The 15,748-nt window shown below is 65.2% G+C and carries 14 protein-coding genes; 9 read left to right on the forward strand and 5 right to left on the reverse strand.

Annotated elements, in window-relative coordinates; translation table 11 throughout:
* Positions 1-845 precede the first annotated feature (845 nt).
* A complete protein-coding gene (gene egtD, locus VARPA_RS21025; RefSeq protein ID WP_234975111.1) occupies positions 846-1,742 on the reverse strand; it encodes an L-histidine N(alpha)-methyltransferase in 897 nt (298 codons plus the stop codon).
* Between the two features lie 116 nt (positions 1,743-1,858).
* Positions 1,859-3,130 (reverse strand): ergothioneine biosynthesis protein EgtB, encoded by a 1,272-nt coding sequence (gene egtB / locus VARPA_RS21030; protein WP_013542602.1) that lies wholly within the window; start codon positions 3,128-3,130, stop codon positions 1,859-1,861.
* A gap of 155 nt (positions 3,131-3,285) precedes the next feature.
* On the opposite strand from egtB, the gene VARPA_RS21035 reads away from it, so the two are divergent.
* Positions 3,286-4,641 carry an NAD(P)/FAD-dependent oxidoreductase gene (locus tag VARPA_RS21035; protein WP_013542603.1) on the forward strand — a complete coding sequence of 452 codons (1,356 nt, stop codon included), beginning with the start codon at positions 3,286-3,288 and terminating at the stop codon, positions 4,639-4,641.
* Between the two features lie 16 nt (positions 4,642-4,657).
* Positions 4,658-4,909 (forward strand): hypothetical protein, encoded by a 252-nt coding sequence (locus VARPA_RS21040; protein WP_013542604.1) that lies wholly within the window; start codon positions 4,658-4,660, stop codon positions 4,907-4,909.
* 42 nt (positions 4,910-4,951) lie between these two features.
* Here VARPA_RS21040 and VARPA_RS21045 read toward each other — a convergent pair whose 3' ends face one another.
* Positions 4,952-5,470, reverse strand: a complete 519-nt coding sequence (locus VARPA_RS21045; protein WP_013542605.1) for a thermonuclease family protein — start codon at positions 5,468-5,470, stop codon at positions 4,952-4,954.
* A gap of 343 nt (positions 5,471-5,813) precedes the next feature.
* On the opposite strand from VARPA_RS21045, the gene VARPA_RS31170 reads away from it, so the two are divergent.
* Positions 5,814-7,421, forward strand: a complete 1,608-nt coding sequence (locus VARPA_RS31170; protein WP_013542606.1) for a patatin-like phospholipase family protein — start codon at positions 5,814-5,816, stop codon at positions 7,419-7,421.
* A gap of 130 nt (positions 7,422-7,551) precedes the next feature.
* Here VARPA_RS31170 and VARPA_RS21055 read toward each other — a convergent pair whose 3' ends face one another.
* A complete protein-coding gene (locus tag VARPA_RS21055; protein ID WP_013542607.1) occupies positions 7,552-9,249 on the reverse strand; it encodes a long-chain fatty acid--CoA ligase in 1,698 nt (565 codons plus the stop codon).
* 239 nt (positions 9,250-9,488) lie between these two features.
* Here VARPA_RS21055 and VARPA_RS21060 point away from each other — a divergent pair, with 239 nt between their 5' ends.
* Both VARPA_RS21060 and VARPA_RS21065 read left to right on the forward strand, forming a co-directional pair.
* On the forward strand, positions 9,489-9,929 hold the full coding sequence (locus tag VARPA_RS21060; RefSeq protein WP_013542608.1) for an OsmC family protein: 441 nt from the start codon (positions 9,489-9,491) through the stop codon (positions 9,927-9,929).
* Positions 9,930-9,982: 53 nt separating this feature from the next.
* Positions 9,983-10,960 carry a Bug family tripartite tricarboxylate transporter substrate binding protein gene (locus tag VARPA_RS21065; protein ID WP_013542609.1) on the forward strand — a complete coding sequence of 326 codons (978 nt, stop codon included), beginning with the start codon at positions 9,983-9,985 and terminating at the stop codon, positions 10,958-10,960.
* A 13-nt stretch (positions 10,961-10,973) separates the two neighbouring features.
* Here the strand turns inward: VARPA_RS21065 and VARPA_RS21070 are convergent, their stop codons facing one another.
* On the reverse strand, positions 10,974-11,696 hold the full coding sequence (locus VARPA_RS21070) for a Crp/Fnr family transcriptional regulator (protein ID WP_049794450.1): 723 nt from the start codon (positions 11,694-11,696) through the stop codon (positions 10,974-10,976).
* A 142-nt stretch (positions 11,697-11,838) separates the two neighbouring features.
* Between VARPA_RS21070 and VARPA_RS21075 the strand changes: the two genes are divergently transcribed.
* The 4 genes from VARPA_RS21075 to VARPA_RS21090 all read left to right on the forward strand — a co-directional run bounded on the left by VARPA_RS21075 (position 11,839) and on the right by VARPA_RS21090 (position 15,745).
* Positions 11,839-12,354: an ester cyclase gene (locus tag VARPA_RS21075; protein ID WP_013542611.1), complete on the forward strand. Its 516-nt coding sequence runs from the start codon at positions 11,839-11,841 to the stop codon at positions 12,352-12,354.
* Positions 12,351-13,118, forward strand: a complete 768-nt coding sequence (locus VARPA_RS21080; RefSeq protein WP_013542612.1) for an SDR family NAD(P)-dependent oxidoreductase — start codon at positions 12,351-12,353, stop codon at positions 13,116-13,118. The genes VARPA_RS21075 and VARPA_RS21080 overlap by 4 nt, the downstream gene beginning before the upstream one ends.
* Before the next feature lie 192 nt (positions 13,119-13,310).
* Complete coding sequence (locus VARPA_RS21085; protein ID WP_013542613.1) at positions 13,311-14,384, forward strand: hypothetical protein; 1,074 nt, start codon at positions 13,311-13,313, stop codon at positions 14,382-14,384.
* 26 nt (positions 14,385-14,410) lie between these two features.
* Positions 14,411-15,745, forward strand: a complete 1,335-nt coding sequence (locus VARPA_RS21090) for an MFS transporter (RefSeq protein WP_013542614.1) — start codon at positions 14,411-14,413, stop codon at positions 15,743-15,745.
* The last annotated feature ends 3 nt before the right edge of the window (positions 15,746-15,748 follow it).

The following is a 15,748-nucleotide window of genomic DNA, read 5'->3' on the forward strand; positions in this document are numbered from 1 at the left end:
TGTGCCGTTGCTTGGCACGGTCGCTTTTTCATTGGGTCGTATGAACCTTATTTGGATGTTTGTTTTCCGAGGCCGGGTCTCGCCCCGGCGGGCGACTTACTTTCCTTTGCTTCGCCAAAAGAACGTGAGCAAAGAAAAGGCGACCCTGCTGTCTGCGTCCCTACGCTTCGCTTCGGGCAACCTGCGGTGCTCACGTTCCGCGGGGTCTCGCCCAAACTCGCTTCGCTCAAACAAGGGCGAGCCCTGATCCGCGAAACGCTGCGCTCCTCGGCGCAGCCAGAAGGGCTTTGGGGACCGACGCGCCATCGCTGCGCTCGGCTGCTCAACACCTCACGAGCCTTTGCTTCGCTCGGCTTGGATTGGCTCCCTCCCCTTCCGGGGGAGGGTTGGGGTGGGGGCACGCGGCGCTCGATGAGGCGCAGCTGTGCAGCGAGTGCCGTCGTGCCCCCATCCCAGCCTTCCCCCGGGAGGGGAAGGAGCAATGCATCAGGCCCGGTGTCGCATGTCTTGTCTTTCTGCCTCCCCTCCCGGGGGAAGGCCGGGGTGGGGGCACCACGGCCGAGCGAAGCAAAGGCCCGATCACAAGCCGAGCGCAGCGATGGCCCGTTGGGTTCCCAAGCCCTTCTGGCTGCGCCGAGGAGCGCAGCGGTTCGCGGATCAGGGCTCGCAGTTGTTTGAGCGAAGCGAGTTCTGCGAGACCCCGCGAACCGCGAGCACCGCAGGTTGCCCGTAGCGCAGCGAAGGGTCGCGGACAGCAGGGTCGCCTTTTCTTTGCTCACGTTCTTTTGGCGAAGCAAAAGAAAGTAAGTCGCCTGCCGGGGCGAGACCCGGCCTCGGGAAAAAAACTAAGCAGCCAGCCAGTGAACACTAAAGAGCTTTTCAGGATCCGTCCAAACGGCACCAGGACGAAACCCAGCCCGCACAGCCAACGCACGAAGCCCATCCACAGTGAACTTGTGCGAGTACTCCGTATGAATAGTCTCGCCCTCCTCGAACCCAAACCGTTCCCCATTCAAAGAAACGCTCTGAGCCTTCCGGCTCACCAGATGCATCTCAATACGTTGACGAGGCGCGTTGTAGAACGCCGCATGCGCAAACCCATCGAGATCAAAGTCCGCATCGAGCTCGGTATTCGCCCGCCGCAGCAGATTCAGATTGAACTCCGCCGTCACCCCTTGCGCATCGTTGTAAGCCGCATGCAACCGCTCCGGCGCCTTCACCAGATCGACACCGATCAGGAGCCCCCCGCCCCGCAGCATCCGCGCCGCAAGCTGCAGAAAAGCCAGCGCTTCATCAGGCTCGAAATTGCCAATGGTCGACCCCGGGAAAAATCCGACCCGACGACCCGAACCCGCCATAGGTGCAGGCAACACTAGAGGCATCGTGTAGTCCGCAGCAATGGGCTGCACCACAAGCGCCGGATAGTCCGCCTTCAACCGCTCCGCAGCCGCTTCGAGGTGCTCCCCCGAAATATCGATCGGCAGATAGCGCTTGGGCGTTTCAAGCGCATCGAGCAGCAACCGCACCTTCGTGAGCGACCCCGCGCCGAACTCCACGATCTCCGCGTTCGGCCCGACCTGCTCGGCGATCTCGCCCGCGCGTTCGCCAAGGATTCGCAGCTCCGTGCGCGTCGGGTAGTACTCGGGCAATTCGCAGATGCGGTCGAACAACTGCGAGCCCGCCGCGTCGTAGAAAAACTTCGGCGAGATGCTGCGCGGCGAACGCGCAAGACCCGCCTGCATCTCCCGCCCGAATTCGGACAGCGAAACGACCGGCGCCGGCGAGCGTTCCGCTTTCTGCGACTTCGAAGAAGCAACGAACGAAGACAGCGACGAAGAAGAAGTTGGATTGCGCATGATCAAAGGTCTTTCGCGAGCCGCAGCCCCGTGAATTGCCAGCGCGCTGCCGGCGGAAAGAAGTTGCGATAACTCGGCCGCGAATGCCCGGCCGGCGTGGCGACGCTGCCGCCGCGCAGCACCAGTTGCCCCACCATGAACTTGCCGTTGTATTCGGCCGCGATGCCGGGCATCGGGCGAAAGCCCGGGTACGGGTCGTACGAGGAACGCGTCCATTGCCAGACATGGCCGGTCATCTGCGTGATGCCGGGCGCGTCGAACGCGGCCTCCCATTCGAACTCGGTCGGCAGCCGCGCGCCGGCCCATTCGGCGTACGCGGCGGCTTCATAGAAACTCAGTTGGGACACCGGCGCATCGGCCTCCATCGGCCGCACGCCGTGCAGGCCGAACACATGCCAGCCCGTGCTGCCCTGCTGTTGCTGCTGTTGTTGCGAACCGAGGCCGAGCCGCGGATCGTCCGACGCGAGCCAATACGCAGGATGCTGCCAGCCGTCGGCCTGCACCGCAGCCCATCCGTCGGACAGCCACAACTCCGCACGCTGGTAGCCGCCATCGGCAATGAACTGCGCGTAGTCACCACAGTTCACCAGCCGGTCGGCAATCGCGTACGGCTGCAGCAGCGCCTTGTGGCGCGGTGTCTCGTTGTCGAAAGAAAAATCTTGCCCCGCATGCCCGACCTCGGCGATGCCGCCGTGCTGCGGGAGCCAGCGCATCGGCGAGGGCACTGCGGCCAAGCGCAATGCAGGTCCGCTCGCCGGCTTGTACGCAGGCAGCAGCGGATTGCACGACAGCGCATGCAGGATGTCAGTGAGCAGCAGCTCCTGGTGCTGCTGTTCGTGGTTCAGGCCAAGCGTGACGATGGGCTCGATCGCCACCCAATCCTGCTCGCCGACGCCGCCTTCGAGCAGCGCGAGCACCGCTTCGTCGACGTGCCGCCGGTACGCGTGCACCTCGTCCACCGAAGGCCGCGTGAGCAGCCCGCGGTGCGGACGTGGATGCCGCGGCCCGAGTGCCTCGTAGTACGAATTGAAGAGGTAATGAAATCGCGGATCGAAGGGCTGGTAGCCCTCGGCGTGCGGTTGCAGAAGCACCGTCTCGAAGAACCAGGTGGTGTGCGCGAGATGCCACTTCGTCGGGCTCGCATCGGGCATCGACTGGATGCACTGGTCTTCGGCGGAAAGCGGGGTGGCAAGTGCGAGGCTCGTGGCGCGCACGTCGCGGAACCTGTCGCGCAGTGCGCTCGCCGCCTGTGCGATCGGCCGGGAAAGCGTCATGGAATCTCCAGTCGGGTCAGCTGCAAGTTTTAGCCCATCCGGGCCGGCGCGGTCCGTAGGACAAAACGCCGCGGGGGCGCCGCCGGAAAGTCGACGGGCAGCCACTGTGGCACAAGATGGCGGGGTGTGCAGGGCGGCTGCGTATCATCCGTTCGATGCAAACGAACACCTCCTCGACCGCGTCCACCAGGCCTCAAATCGTCATCGTCGGCTGCGGATTCGGCGGCCTGGAGGCGGCTCGCAAGCTGCAGCGCGCCGATGTCGATGTCACTGTGATCGACAAGACCAACCACCACCTGTTCCAGCCCCTGCTCTACCAGGTGGCGACCGCCGGGCTCGCCGCGCCCTCCATCGCGGCGCCGGTGCGCGCGCTGTTTCGGAAGCAACAGAACATCACCACGCTGCTCGGCGAAGTGAGCGCCATCGATCCCGCCGGCCGCACGGTGCAGCTGGCGAGCGGCACCCAAGTGCCCTACGACCACCTGATCGTCGCCGCCGGTGCCACGCACAGCTACTTCGGCCATGACGAATGGGCGCCCGTCGCGCCGGGCCTGAAGACGCTGGCCGATGCCTTCGAGATCCGCCGCCGCGTGCTGCTGTCGTTCGAAACCGCCGAGACCACCACCGACCCCGCGCTTCGCCGCGCCCTGCTCACCTTCGTGGTGATCGGCGCGGGCCCGACCGGCGTGGAGATGGCCGGCACGCTGGCCGAGATCGCCAAGCACACGCTCTCGGGCGAGTTCCGCCACATCGACCCCAGCAGCTCGCAGGTGCTGCTCGTGGAAGGCGGCCCGCGCGTGCTGCAGGCCATGCCTGAATCGCTGAGCCAGAAGGCGCTCGAGCAGTTGGAAAAGCTCGGCGTCGAAGTGCGGCTGAATGCGCGCGTCACCGCCATCGACGCCACCGGCCTCGAAGTGCAGACCGGTGGCGGCGCGGACGGCGCACCGGTCGCGAGCTACCGAATCGATAGCAGTTGCGTGGTCTGGGCCGCGGGCGTCGCGGCCTCGCCGCTGGGCCGCATGCTGGGTACGGCCACGGGTGTCGAATGCGATCGCGCGGGCCGCATCAAGGTCGAGCCCGACCTGAGCCTCGCGGGCCATCCCGAAATCAGCGTGGTGGGCGATCTCGCCGCCGCCATGAGCCACGCGCCCGGCAAGCCACCGAAGCCGGTGCCCGGCGTGTCGCCCGGCGCCAAGCAGATGGGCCGCGCCGCGGCATCGAACATCCTCCGCCGCATGGCGGGCCAGCCGACCGTGCCGTTCCGGTATGCGGACTACGGCAACCTCGCGACCATCGGCCGCAACTCGGCGGTGGTGGACCTTGGCACGCCCTTCGGCCCGCTGCGTTTCAGCGGCCGGCTCGCGTGGCTGTTCTGGCTGTTCGCGCACGCGTATTTCCTCATCGGCTTTCGCAATCGCGTCGTCGTGATGATGGACTGGGCGGGTGCGTACTGGAGCTTCCAGCGCAATGCGCGCGTGGTCGCCGACGTGCAGGGCAAGAGCGAGTCCTGAACGCGGAACCGGGGCCATGTTGTCGCTGATCTGGTGGATCGCCATTCATGCCGCCGAAGCGCTGTTCCTCGTCTGGGTGCTGCGCTGGGGCGGCGCGGAGCGGCTCGAGGGCACGTGGGCCTCGGGCTTCATCAGCAGCTTTGCGCCGCGCTGGAACGCCGAGGGCCTCCGCATGGCGGCGCTGATCCTGCTGGTGTTCTGCGCAATCACCTTCGTCGCGGGGCTGTTCATGCCCTCGCTGCGTTGCTGGAGCGGCGGCGCCTGCTGAGCGCTGCCGGCCGTTCGGGCCTACATCCCGGTCACGCCGGTCTCAAAAGAAGTGGTCGCCCCAGTGCGATTCGCGCTGGCTCTTGCGCCAGTCCCAAGGCGGCACCGGCTTCGTATCGGCCCACAGCCCCAGGTGCCGCGAGCGCGCGCTGTCCTGCAGCTTGAAGAGCCCGCCGCCGCGCTTGGTCGCGATCTTGTTGTAGTCGTACACCCAGGCCCAGCCCTCGGACACCATGCGGCTGCCCGCGTCCTCGCCGTTGCACGACACGTCGGCCACGGTGCGGCCGTAGCGGTCGGTGTCGCGCTCGGTGATGACCGCCTTTTCGGCGTAGCAGAGGCGGCTCAGCGCCTGCCGGCTGCGCTGGCCGTAGGGCTGCTTCTTTTCGGGGGCGTCGATGGCGGCGATGCGCACCTTGATCTGCTCGTAGGCACCGATGCGGCCGCAGCGCGCGGTGAGCGTGTCGCCGTCGGTCACGCCGACGATGAGGCAGTTGCGGGGAGCGGCGTGGGACAAGAGGGGAACAAGGGCCAGGAGGCCCGGAAGCAGCGCGCGAAGGTGCATGAAGAAATCGTGAAATGTCTTGTTGTGTGCCGACGAACGAGTGCGCGTTGTACGCACTCCGATTCGCCGGAGTGCGAATGGTAGACACCTCGCGGCCTGCGAAGAGCCGCGTTGGACGGATTCCAGCGGTTGTTGCGCATCCGCGCTTCCATGACTGTCGCCAATTCGATCTTTGCTCCTTTATTTGCCTAAAAAGGCTTATTCCCACCGATATCCGTAGGTATACCTAATACCTAATTCGAACTTCGATAGCAACTGCAAGAAAAAGTAAGGTGCAAGAGCGGCGCCATCCATCGAAACTGCGATTCCCCAATTTGGGGGAAATTCATCGAAAGGAAATTTTATGGCTTCGCCAAAAAGCGGTTATTACACCATCCTGTCGTTTGTAGGCGGCGGCATCCGCGGTTTGCTTTCTGCCACCCTGCTGCAGCGTCTGTTCGCGGCCGATCCACAACTATTGAACCAGACCAAGATGTACGCGGGCTGTTCAACCGGTTCGATTATTTCAAGCGAACTGCTTGCCGACCCGGATCCAGGCAATTTGATTACTCTGTTCACAGGCAGCGAATTGGGTTTTTACAACAAGATGAATATTCATCCTGACAAGCCTGCATATCCTATTGACGAGGTGTTGGGCAGTCAGTTGAGCATTCAAAAAGACAGAAAGATTTCGGAGGCAGGCAAGGATGTTCTGCTCGTTTCTTTCAATGTCGGATCCGTGGAAAAAGAAGAAGGAGGCATCGGCAAGATGATGCCTGTGCCATGGAAGCCAATGATGTTCACGAATATGCTGGGAACGGCCCAGGACAAAAAGGACGGACTCGAAGGAAACAGCAATACATTGATTGCGGTGGCGGCAACCTCCAGCGGGTCGATGCCCGGCCAGCTTGGATCGACGGACGGAAATGTTGACGGCTGCTTCTTCAATCACGACCCCACAGTCGCGGCGATCGCGCTTGCCCTCCGCAATGGATGGGAACTTCATCAAATTGCGGCCATCACCATTGGGACCGGCTATATGCCTTATTGGCTGCAAAGCAACACCCATGAATGGGGCGCGGACCAATGGATCAACGGCGAGGGCAATCCATTCGACAACATCACGCCGTTTCTCATGAATCAAAAGGGGTCTTCTCCTGTATTGGACATGAGCCTGAACGGCACCTCGACGGACCTCATGCCGCAGATAGCAAAGATGCTTTTGGGGGATCGGTATGTCAACCTCAACCCGACATTGCCCTGCTTTATTCCAGAGAATTCCACCAACCCGCAGGCAATAGCTCTTTTGCAGGACAGCGCCAATTCATTTGATATCTCCAAAGCGCTTGATTTGATCAAGAAATGCTGGAGCAATGCGACGCTGGAGGTTCCTTTGCGCTTCCCAGAAAATACCGACGCCAGCATTGCGCCAGTGGCTGCACCTACTGCCAATGCGCATATTGTTCCGCTGGAGACTCAATTTTTTATACGGCAAAACACTTCGCGGCCGCAGGTCCTCGACATCATGGACGCTTCGCACAAGGCCGGTGCCCGCGTGATTCTTTGGGAGCAAAAAACCAAAACCGATCCGGATGCGGGAAATCAACTCTGGAAATTCGAAAAATCTGGCGAAACCGGCTGGTGGCTGTTGAAATCTCAAATCGGCGCAGATCTCTATTTGACGCTCACCGGCAACATGACGGGTTCGGACCCCATGATCACAGTTGAACCGCTTCGAGCCGAGTTGCGAGACCGTCAGCTTTGGAATCTCGTTCCCACCAAGGAGCTTGGCTATTACTACATCCAGAGCAAACTCGTGCCCAGTGCCTCAGCCTCGGTGAATCCCAACTCGTACGTGCCGACAGTCATCGGCGCCGCGACCAAAGACGATCGAGTGGCGGCTGCCTACGGCATGCCCCTCGACTACAAGACTTATAAAAACCTGTCGTTTGCGTTCATTCCCTTCAATTGAAATAAGCAGCAGACGAAGCCCGGGTTGATTGCCCGATGGGCATACGCGGGCCATTCCGAGGTTCAGGGTAGGCACCGGGGTCGGGGTGCCTATCTTGATAGGCTTGATAGGCGTCTCGGCCGGCGTCCGTTCATGCGCCTTCCAGCTCCTGCAGCGTCCGCCACATCACCTTGCCGCTGCCGCTCTTGGGCAGCACATCCACGAACTGGACCTTGCGCGGGATCTTGTAGACCGCCATGTTCTCGCGGCACCAGTCGATGATCTCCTGCTCGGTGGTGTCCTTGTGCGTGGCGCGCAGCACCACCACCGCCTTGACCGATTCGCCGCGGTATTCGTCCTTGGTCGAGATGACGCAGGCCTCCTGGATCGCTGGGTGGCGGAACATCAGGAGCTCGACCTCGGCCGGCCACACCTTGAAGCCGCTCGCGTTGATCATTCGCTTCAGGCGGTCGGTGATGAAGAAGTAGCCGTCCTCGTCCATGCGGCCCATGTCGCCCGAGCGGAAGAAGCGCTTGCCCTCGAATTCGACGAAGGCGGCGGCCGTGGCGTCGGGCCGCTTCCAGTAGCCCTGGAACACCTCGGGCCCATGGATGATGATTTCGCCCGATTCGCCAATAGGCATTTCCGTGAGCGTGTCGGGGTCGACCACGCGCGCGTCGGTGCTCATGAACGGAATGCCCAGGCACTGCTGCTTGGGATGGTCCGACGGGTTGGTGTGCGAGGGCGCGGCGGTCTCGGTGAGGCCGTAGCCCTCCTGGTACTTCAGGCCGTACTGCTCGAACAGCCGCTGCGCCACCGCCTGCGGCATCGCGGCGCCGCCGCCGCCGATGTAGCTCAGGCTCGACATGTCGTAGTTCGCGAAATTGGGGCTGGCCATGAGGTCGATGACCATGGTGGGAATGTTGGTCCAGCTGGTGACCTTCCAGCGCGAGATCAGCCGGCCCGCCACGTCGCGGTCCCAGCGCGGCATGATGACCAGCGTGGCCGCCGCGAGGATGGCGGTGTGCATCATGCTCACCACGCCCGTGATGTGGAACATGGGCACCACCGCGAGCACCACCGCTTCGGACGTGGCCTGGCTCCAGAGCTGGCCCGACACGGCGTTGTGCATCAGGCTCGAATGGTGATGCACGCAGCCCTTGGGCAGGCCCGTGGTGCCGCTGGTGTAGGGCAGGAGCGCCATGTCGTTGGCGCTCACCGCATGCGCCGGCGCCGGATGGCCGGTCTCGAGCGCATCGGTCCATGCGATCGCCTTGCCGTTCGCCAGCGATGGCAGCGGATGGCGCGTGCCGAGCCAGTCGGCCCAGGCCGGCGCGGGCGCGTCGTCGCCGGTCACGCCGGCATCGAAGGCGTCGGTGAACTGGGTCACGACGATGTGCGAGAGCTGCTGTTCGGGCGGCAGCGCGTTGCTGGCCTTGGCCAGTTCGCCCGCGAGGTCGCCGGTGGTCAGCGCCACCTTGGCATCGGGGTCGACGATGTAGTGCTTGAGCTCCTCGGCCCGGTTCATCGGGTTGACGGGCACCACGACCGCGTTGGCGCGCAGGATCGCGAAATGCGCGATCACCAGTTGCGGACAGTTCTGCATGTTCAGCACCACCCGGTCGCCGCGCTGCACGCCCAGCGCATGCAGCGCGCCGGCCAACCGCTCGACCTGGTCGGCAAGCTCGCGATAGCTCATCACGCGGCCGAAGAACACCAGCGCCGCCTTGTCGGGATAGCGCGCCGCCGAGGTGGCGAGGTTGTGCCACAGCGAGGTGGCGGGGACGGTGATCGAATGCGGGAGGCGCTTGGGCCAGAACTTGTGGTGCGGGCGTGTTTGCTGCTGCATGGTGGGAAGAACGGGCGGAAAAAGGGAAATGAGTGCCGGCGGCACGCCAGCCTAAGCCGCGCGGCCCCTGCCGCCCAATGGGGGAAGCCCCCGGACCGTCACCTAGGCGACGCCTGTTTTTCTGACACGGATGGCGCGCCCACATGCGCCGTGCGACTACAGACAGAGGCCGCTTTCCGCGGGAAGCTGCGGCTTCCGTCTTCACCACCTCACCACCACCCGACCGAAGGACCACGACCATGGCAGCAGACAAGCACGCAAGCGTTCACTGGGAAGGCGCCGGCAAGACCGGCAAGGGCCAGATCAGCACCGAGACCGGCGCCCTGAAGGACTACCCCTACGGCTTCGCGAGCCGCTTCGAGGACGACAAGCGCGGCACCAACCCCGAGGAGATCGTCGGCGCGGCCCATGCGGCCTGCTTCACGATGGCCTTCGCCTTCGCGCTCGAGGCGGCGGGCCTGACCGCGACGCGCATCGACACCAAGGCCGCCGTGCGCCTGGCCAAGGACGGCGCCGGCTTCAAGATCGACCGCATCCAGCTCGAACTGGACGCCGCCGTGCCGAATCTGGATGAAGCGAAGTTCCAGGAAATCGCGGCCGCCGCGAAGGCCGGCTGCCCGCTCTCCAAGGCGCTCGCGAGCGTGCCCGAGATCACGCTGAAGGCCACGCTGGCCAGCTGAAAAACGCGCAGACGGCGCTGCTTATGATCGTCTCCACATCAAGGAGACGGATCATGAACAAGCCCACCCGGACCGCACTGGCGGTCCTTTCTTTGGCCCTCGGCACGCTCGGCACAACGGCGGCCACGGCCGCCTACCCCGACAAGCCCATCAAGGTCGTCATCGGCTTCCCGGCCGGCGGCCCGCTCGACCAGCACGCGCGCCTGCTCACCGACAAGCTGCAGGCCGTGCTCGGCCAGCCGCTGATCGTCGACTACAAGCCCGGCGCGGGCGGCTCGGTCGGTGCCGATGCGGTCGCCAAGAGCCCGGCCGACGGCTACACGCTGATGCTGGCCAACACCGGCGTGGCGGTGATCAACGGCGCGCTCTACAGCAAGCTGCCCTACAACACGCAGCGCGACTTCGTGCCGATTGCGCGCACCGCGATGCAGCCGCTGGCGTTGCTGGTCACGCCCAAGCTGCCAGTGCAGAACCTGAAGCAATTCATCGACTACGCCAAGGCGCGGCCGGGCCAGGTCAACTACGGGTCGGCGGGCAACGGCGGCATCAGCCACCTGGTGCCCGAGATGTTCAAGACCGCGACCGGCATCTTCATGGTGCACATCCCTTATCGCGGCAGTGCCCCGGCCTTCACCGACCTGATGGGCGGGCAGGTGCAGTTCATGGCCGAGTCGATTCCGCAGGCCGCCAGCTATCACAAGCAGGGCAAGGTGCGCGCGCTGGCAGTGACCAGCCGCGAGCGCAACCCCGCGCTGCCCGACGTGCCGACGGTCATCGAATCGGGCGTCAAGGGCTTCGAGGTGGTGGGCTTCTACGGCTTCCTCGCGCCGAAGGACACGCCGAAAGACGTGGTCGCCAAGCTGAGCGACGCGTTCCGGCAGGTGCTGACCAGCCCCGAGGTGCGCGAGCGCATGGTGAGCCAGGGCGCGGACCCGGCCTACCTCGGCAGCGAAGACTTCGCGCGCTTCCTGGCGACGGAAACGCCGCGTTGGGACAAGGCGGTGAAGGCCTCGGGCGCGCGGATGGACTGAACCGCGCCAGCGTTCATCGCAGCGCGGCCGCGTGCCGCTCGAGCTGCGCGCGGCTCAGCAGTTCGATGCTGCGGTAGCGCACGCGCAGCGTGCCGTCTTCCTCCCAGAGCTTCAGTTGCCGGTTCACGCTCTGGCGCGACACGCCGAGCATGAACGACAGGTCTTCCTGCGACACGCCGAGCGTGATGCCGCCGCTCGCATCGCCCGGCACGGCGGCGCGCGCATCCAGCGTCAGCAGCCGGTGCGCGAGCCGCACGGGCAGCGGCATCAGGATCACGTCGTCGATCCACGCGAGCGCCTGACGCAGCCGCAGGCACACCAGCCGCGTGAAGGCCATGTGCACATCGGGGTGGTCGGCGATCAGCCGATGGAAGTCAGCCGCGGCCACCACGGCCATCTCGGTGACGTCGACCGCGAAGGTGTCGTAGACGCGCTCGCGCCCCACGAGCAGCGACACCTCGCCGAACCAGTGCCCCGGTTCGAGCATCGCGATCACCGCTTCGCGCCCGCCCGGCGCGACCACGCTCACGCGCAGCGATCCGCTCACCACGCCGAACAGCGCGTCGGGCGATGAGCCCTTGTGGAACAGCGACTCCCCGCGCGCCAGCGTGCGCCGGTGCGCCACGGCGAGCAGGCGCGCCTGCACGTCTTCGGCCAGCCGCATGTCGTTGCCTTGCGGCGGCGACGGTGTCGCCTGGGCTTCGGTGGCGAGGGATGAAGGGGGCGTGCGTGGCATCGCGGGTTTGTCCGGGGTGGCGAATGCCAACACCGGACAGTCTTGGTGCATGGGGCTGCCGATAGTACGCAGCGAGCCCGGGTGGCCGCAATCGCGGCAACCCGATGTCACCTGTCTTCACTGTCTCACGGAGCACACCCCGATGAACAACCAAACGCAACTCACCACACTTCAAGCCCGCCGCGAGCGCATCGTGCTCGACCACTTCGCCGACGAAACCCGGCAGGACTTCGATGCCGTGCTCGGCACCTTCCCGCATCCGCATTACGAGCTGATCCCGAGCGGCGAGGTGCACGATGGCAACGACGACGTGCGCCAGTACTACGCCGAGACGCGCCGCGCCTTCCCCGACCAGCGCCACGAGATCATCCAGCTGCGGCATGCAGACGATTCGGTGATCGTGGAGTTCTGGCTGCTGGGCACGCACCGCGGGCCGTTGAAAGGCATTCCGCCGACGGGCAATGCCTTCCGCTGCCGCATGAATGCCTTCTTCATCTTCGAGGGCGACACGCTGGTCTGCGAGCGTGTGTACTTCGACACGCTGACGATGCTGCGGCAATTGCTGGTCGGCGTGCCGCCGGAGATGGTGGGCGCGCTGGTGCAAGGGCTGCTCGGCCAGCCTTCTGCAACGCCCAAGGCCGAGGCTGCCGTCGCATGACCACCGCGCGGCCGCTCGAAGGCCGTCACGCCGTCATCACCGGCGGCGCGCGCGGCATCGGCCTTGCGATTGCGCGGCGCTGCATGGCGAACGGCGCGAGCGTGACGCTGTGGGATGTCGAAGCCGAGGCGCTGGCCGAAGCGGTGCGGCAGCTCGCACCGCTGGGCACCGCGGCCTCGGCGCTCGTGGACGTGCGCGACGAAGGGCAGATCGCACGCGCAGCCTCGGAGGCGCAGGAAGGCTTTGGCGGCATCGACATCCTCGTCAACAACGCGGGCGTGCTCGGGCCCACGGTTTCGGCGTGGGAACACACGCCCGCGCAATGGCGCAACGTGCTGGACATCAACCTCACGGGCGCATGGCTGTGCTGCCGCGCCATCGTGCCGGTGATGCTGGCAAGGCAGCGCGGGCGCATCGTCAACATCGCCTCGGTGGCGGGCAAGGAAGGCAACGGCTTCAACGCGGCGTACTCGGCATCCAAGGCGGGGCTGATCTCGCTGACGAAGTCGCTGGGCAAGGAACTCGCGTTGTCCGGCGTGCTGGTGAACTGCATCACGCCGTCGGCGGCCGATACGGCTGTGTTCGCGGACGTGCCTGTGGAGCACCGCGAGCAGCTGCGAAACGCCTTGCTTGCGCGCGTGCCGATGGGGCGGCTCGTCGAGGTCGATGAAGTGGCTGCGATGGCTGCCTGGCTGGCTTCGGACGATTGCTCTTTCAGTACGGGGGCTGTGTTCGATGTCTCGGGTGGGCGGTCGATGTACTGAGCTTTTTCAGGGCGTGTACGCAGGCCACCGGGTACTCCCCTCCGCGAATGTCCCCCGGGCTTCGCCCTCCTCCTTGATTTCGCTGCGGGGAGCACCCGATGCCCTGCGTACACCAGGCGCTGTTGTTGTGCTGGCCGATCGACGAACCGCATCGAATCGAAAAAGCATGTCCTCAATTTTCAGGAGACGACCATGATCCGAGATCCAGACCCCAGCGGCTTCGCGCAATTGACGCACTTCGACGGCGCGCGCAGCGTGGCAATGCCGCAAGACCGCTTGCGCGCCATCCGTCATGGCGCCTCGGCACTGCGCGAGCAATTGCTCGATGCGCCGCCGGTTCGCTTTGCGCGCAGCTTCAACCTGCTGCGCATTCCGTATCCAGCCTGGTTCGCTTTCACCGGCGTGTATTCGCAGCAGTTGCTCAAGCCGCACATGGTTCATCTGCTGGCGCGCACGGTGCTGATCCAGTACGACGACTTCGAAGGACGCCTGCGCACGCTGCTGTTCACGCCGGCCGACTTCGAGGCGGGCAACGAAACGCCCTACTTCAAGCGGCTGAGCGAGCAGACCCCGAAGTTCCTGCACAAGACCATCGCGCCGGTCTACCAGACGGTACCGCAGGCGCTCGCGAGCTGCGGCGTGGCGCCCGAACAGATCGACTACATCACCTACGACCACCTGCACACGCAGGACGTGCGCCGCTGGCTCGGCGGAGCGGATGCGCCCGGGCTGCTGCCGAACGCGAGGCTGCTGGTGCACCGGCAGGAACTCGCGAGCGTGCAGGGCCTGTTGCCGGTGCAGGCCGAGTGGTACTGCCCGCATGGGCTCGATGGGGTGCAGGCCGAGCGCATCGTCGCTTTCGACGGCAGCATCCAGCTGGGCCGCGGGCTTGCGCTGGTGCACACACCGGGGCACACCGAAGGGAATCACTCGCTGGTCTATCGCAACGCCGACGGCCTGCGGGTGAGCAGCGAGAACGGCGTGGCGGCCGACAGCTGGGCGCCGCTGCAGTCGCGCCACAACGGCATCCGCCGCTATGCGCAGGCGACGGGCGCGGAGGTGATCCTCAACGGCAACACGCAGGAGAGCAGCAACGACCAGTACCTGTCGATGGTGCTGGAGAAGACGCTCGCGGGCACCTCGTCGTCGCATGGCTTCAGCAACGTCGTGCCGTCCAGCGAGTGCTCTCCGCACTGGCTCTTTCCGGGCGCGCCGACGAGTCATCTCTGGGGCGAGACGAGCTTCGGCGCGCTGGCCCGGGCCTGACAAAAAAAGAAGAAGGAGACACACCCATGAACACCGCCACCCTCGATGCCACCGATGCGCGCACGCCCGCCTCGGCCGATGCGCACGACGACGCCGCGCTTTTCCGCAAGATCACCTGGCGGCTGATGCCGCTGCTGTGCGCCTGCTATGTGCTGAACTACCTGGACCGCACCAACGTCGGCTATGCGCAGTTGCAGATGAAGGACCAGCTGGGCTTCAGCGACGCGGTGTTCGGCCTGGGGGCCGGCATCTTCTTCATCGGCTATGCGGTGTTCGAGATTCCGAGCAACCTGATGCTCGCGAAGATTGGCGTGCGTGCGACGCTGCTGCGCATCATGGGCCTGTGGGGTCTGGCCTCGGCGGCGATGATGTTCGCGACGACGCCGATGCAGTTCTATGTGCTGCGCTTTCTGATCGGCGTGTTCGAGGCGGGCTTTGCGCCCGGCGTGCTGTTCTACCTGACGCTGTGGTTTCCCTCGCACCGCCGCGCGCAGGCGACTGCGCTCTTCTTCATGGCCTTCGGGGCAGCGCCGATCGTCGCGGGGCCTATCGCCGGGCTCACGATGACCTACCTCGACGGGGTGCTCGCGCTGCGTGGCTGGCAGTGGCTGTTTCTGCTCGAAGGGCTGCCGAGCGTGCTGCTGGGCATTGCGGCCTTCCGCTGGCTCTCGAACAGCCCGGCGCAGGCGCCATGGCTCACCGCCACCGAGAAGCAGCGCGTGGCGCGTCTGCTGGCCGAGGACCAGGCCGCGCACGGTGCCGCCGAGCGGCACACCTTCGGTGCGGCCATGCGCGACGGGCGCGTCTGGCTGATCGGCTTCATGTCGTTCCTGATCATCCTGGGCATCTATGCGCTGTCGTTCTGGCAGCCGACCATCCTGAAATCGATGGGGCTGAGCGTGCTGCAGATCGGCTTCTATTCGGTCATTCCGGCGGTCGCGGGCATCGCGGCCAACATCGTGGTCGGGCGGCATTCCGACCGGAAGAAGGAACGGCGCTGGCACTTCGCCATCGGTGCGCTGGTGGGTGCGGCGGGCCTCGCGCTGACCACGCTCTTCATGCAGAGCCCGTTCGCGGCCGTGCTGTGCCTGGCGCTGGCGTCGATGGGCATCTCGAGCGCGTTCACCGTGCTGTGGGCCATTCCGGGCAACTTCATGTCCAGGAGCGCGGCGGCCGCGGGCATTGCGCTCATCAGCACCATCGGCGGCAGCGCGGGGCTGGTCGCACCGATGATGGTCGGCGCGCTCAAGACACTGACGGGCGGCTTCACGGCCAGCCTTTATGTGCTGAGCGGAGCACTGGTGCTGTCGGCGCTGTTGATGTTGCTGGCCCTGCCCGCGAGCGCCGTGGCCAAACGGTAGCGC

Origin of the sequence: Variovorax paradoxus EPS (assembly GCF_000184745.1) — a bacterium.
Taxonomy (GTDB): Bacteria; Pseudomonadota; Gammaproteobacteria; order Burkholderiales; family Burkholderiaceae_C; genus Variovorax; species Variovorax paradoxus_C.

Coding starts and splice junctions, on each gene's coding strand:
- egtD (WP_234975111.1), bottom strand. CDS start 1,742: ATGCAGGCGGGTCTTGCGCGTTCGCCGCGCAGCATCTCGCCGAAGTTT.
- egtB (WP_013542602.1), bottom strand. CDS start 3,130: ATGACGCTTTCCCGGCCGATCGCACAGGCGGCGAGCGCACTGCGCGAC.
- VARPA_RS21035 (WP_013542603.1), top strand. CDS start 3,286: ATGCAAACGAACACCTCCTCGACCGCGTCCACCAGGCCTCAAATCGTC.
- VARPA_RS21040 (WP_013542604.1), top strand. CDS start 4,658: ATGTTGTCGCTGATCTGGTGGATCGCCATTCATGCCGCCGAAGCGCTG.
- VARPA_RS21045 (WP_013542605.1), bottom strand. CDS start 5,470: ATGCACCTTCGCGCGCTGCTTCCGGGCCTCCTGGCCCTTGTTCCCCTC.
- VARPA_RS31170 (WP_013542606.1), top strand. CDS start 5,814: ATGGCTTCGCCAAAAAGCGGTTATTACACCATCCTGTCGTTTGTAGGC.
- VARPA_RS21055 (WP_013542607.1), bottom strand. CDS start 9,249: ATGCAGCAGCAAACACGCCCGCACCACAAGTTCTGGCCCAAGCGCCTC.
- VARPA_RS21060 (WP_013542608.1), top strand. CDS start 9,489: ATGGCAGCAGACAAGCACGCAAGCGTTCACTGGGAAGGCGCCGGCAAG.
- VARPA_RS21065 (WP_013542609.1), top strand. CDS start 9,983: ATGAACAAGCCCACCCGGACCGCACTGGCGGTCCTTTCTTTGGCCCTC.
- VARPA_RS21070 (WP_049794450.1), bottom strand. CDS start 11,696: ATGCCACGCACGCCCCCTTCATCCCTCGCCACCGAAGCCCAGGCGACA.
- VARPA_RS21075 (WP_013542611.1), top strand. CDS start 11,839: ATGAACAACCAAACGCAACTCACCACACTTCAAGCCCGCCGCGAGCGC.
- VARPA_RS21080 (WP_013542612.1), top strand. CDS start 12,351: ATGACCACCGCGCGGCCGCTCGAAGGCCGTCACGCCGTCATCACCGGC.
- VARPA_RS21085 (WP_013542613.1), top strand. CDS start 13,311: ATGATCCGAGATCCAGACCCCAGCGGCTTCGCGCAATTGACGCACTTC.
- VARPA_RS21090 (WP_013542614.1), top strand. CDS start 14,411: ATGAACACCGCCACCCTCGATGCCACCGATGCGCGCACGCCCGCCTCG.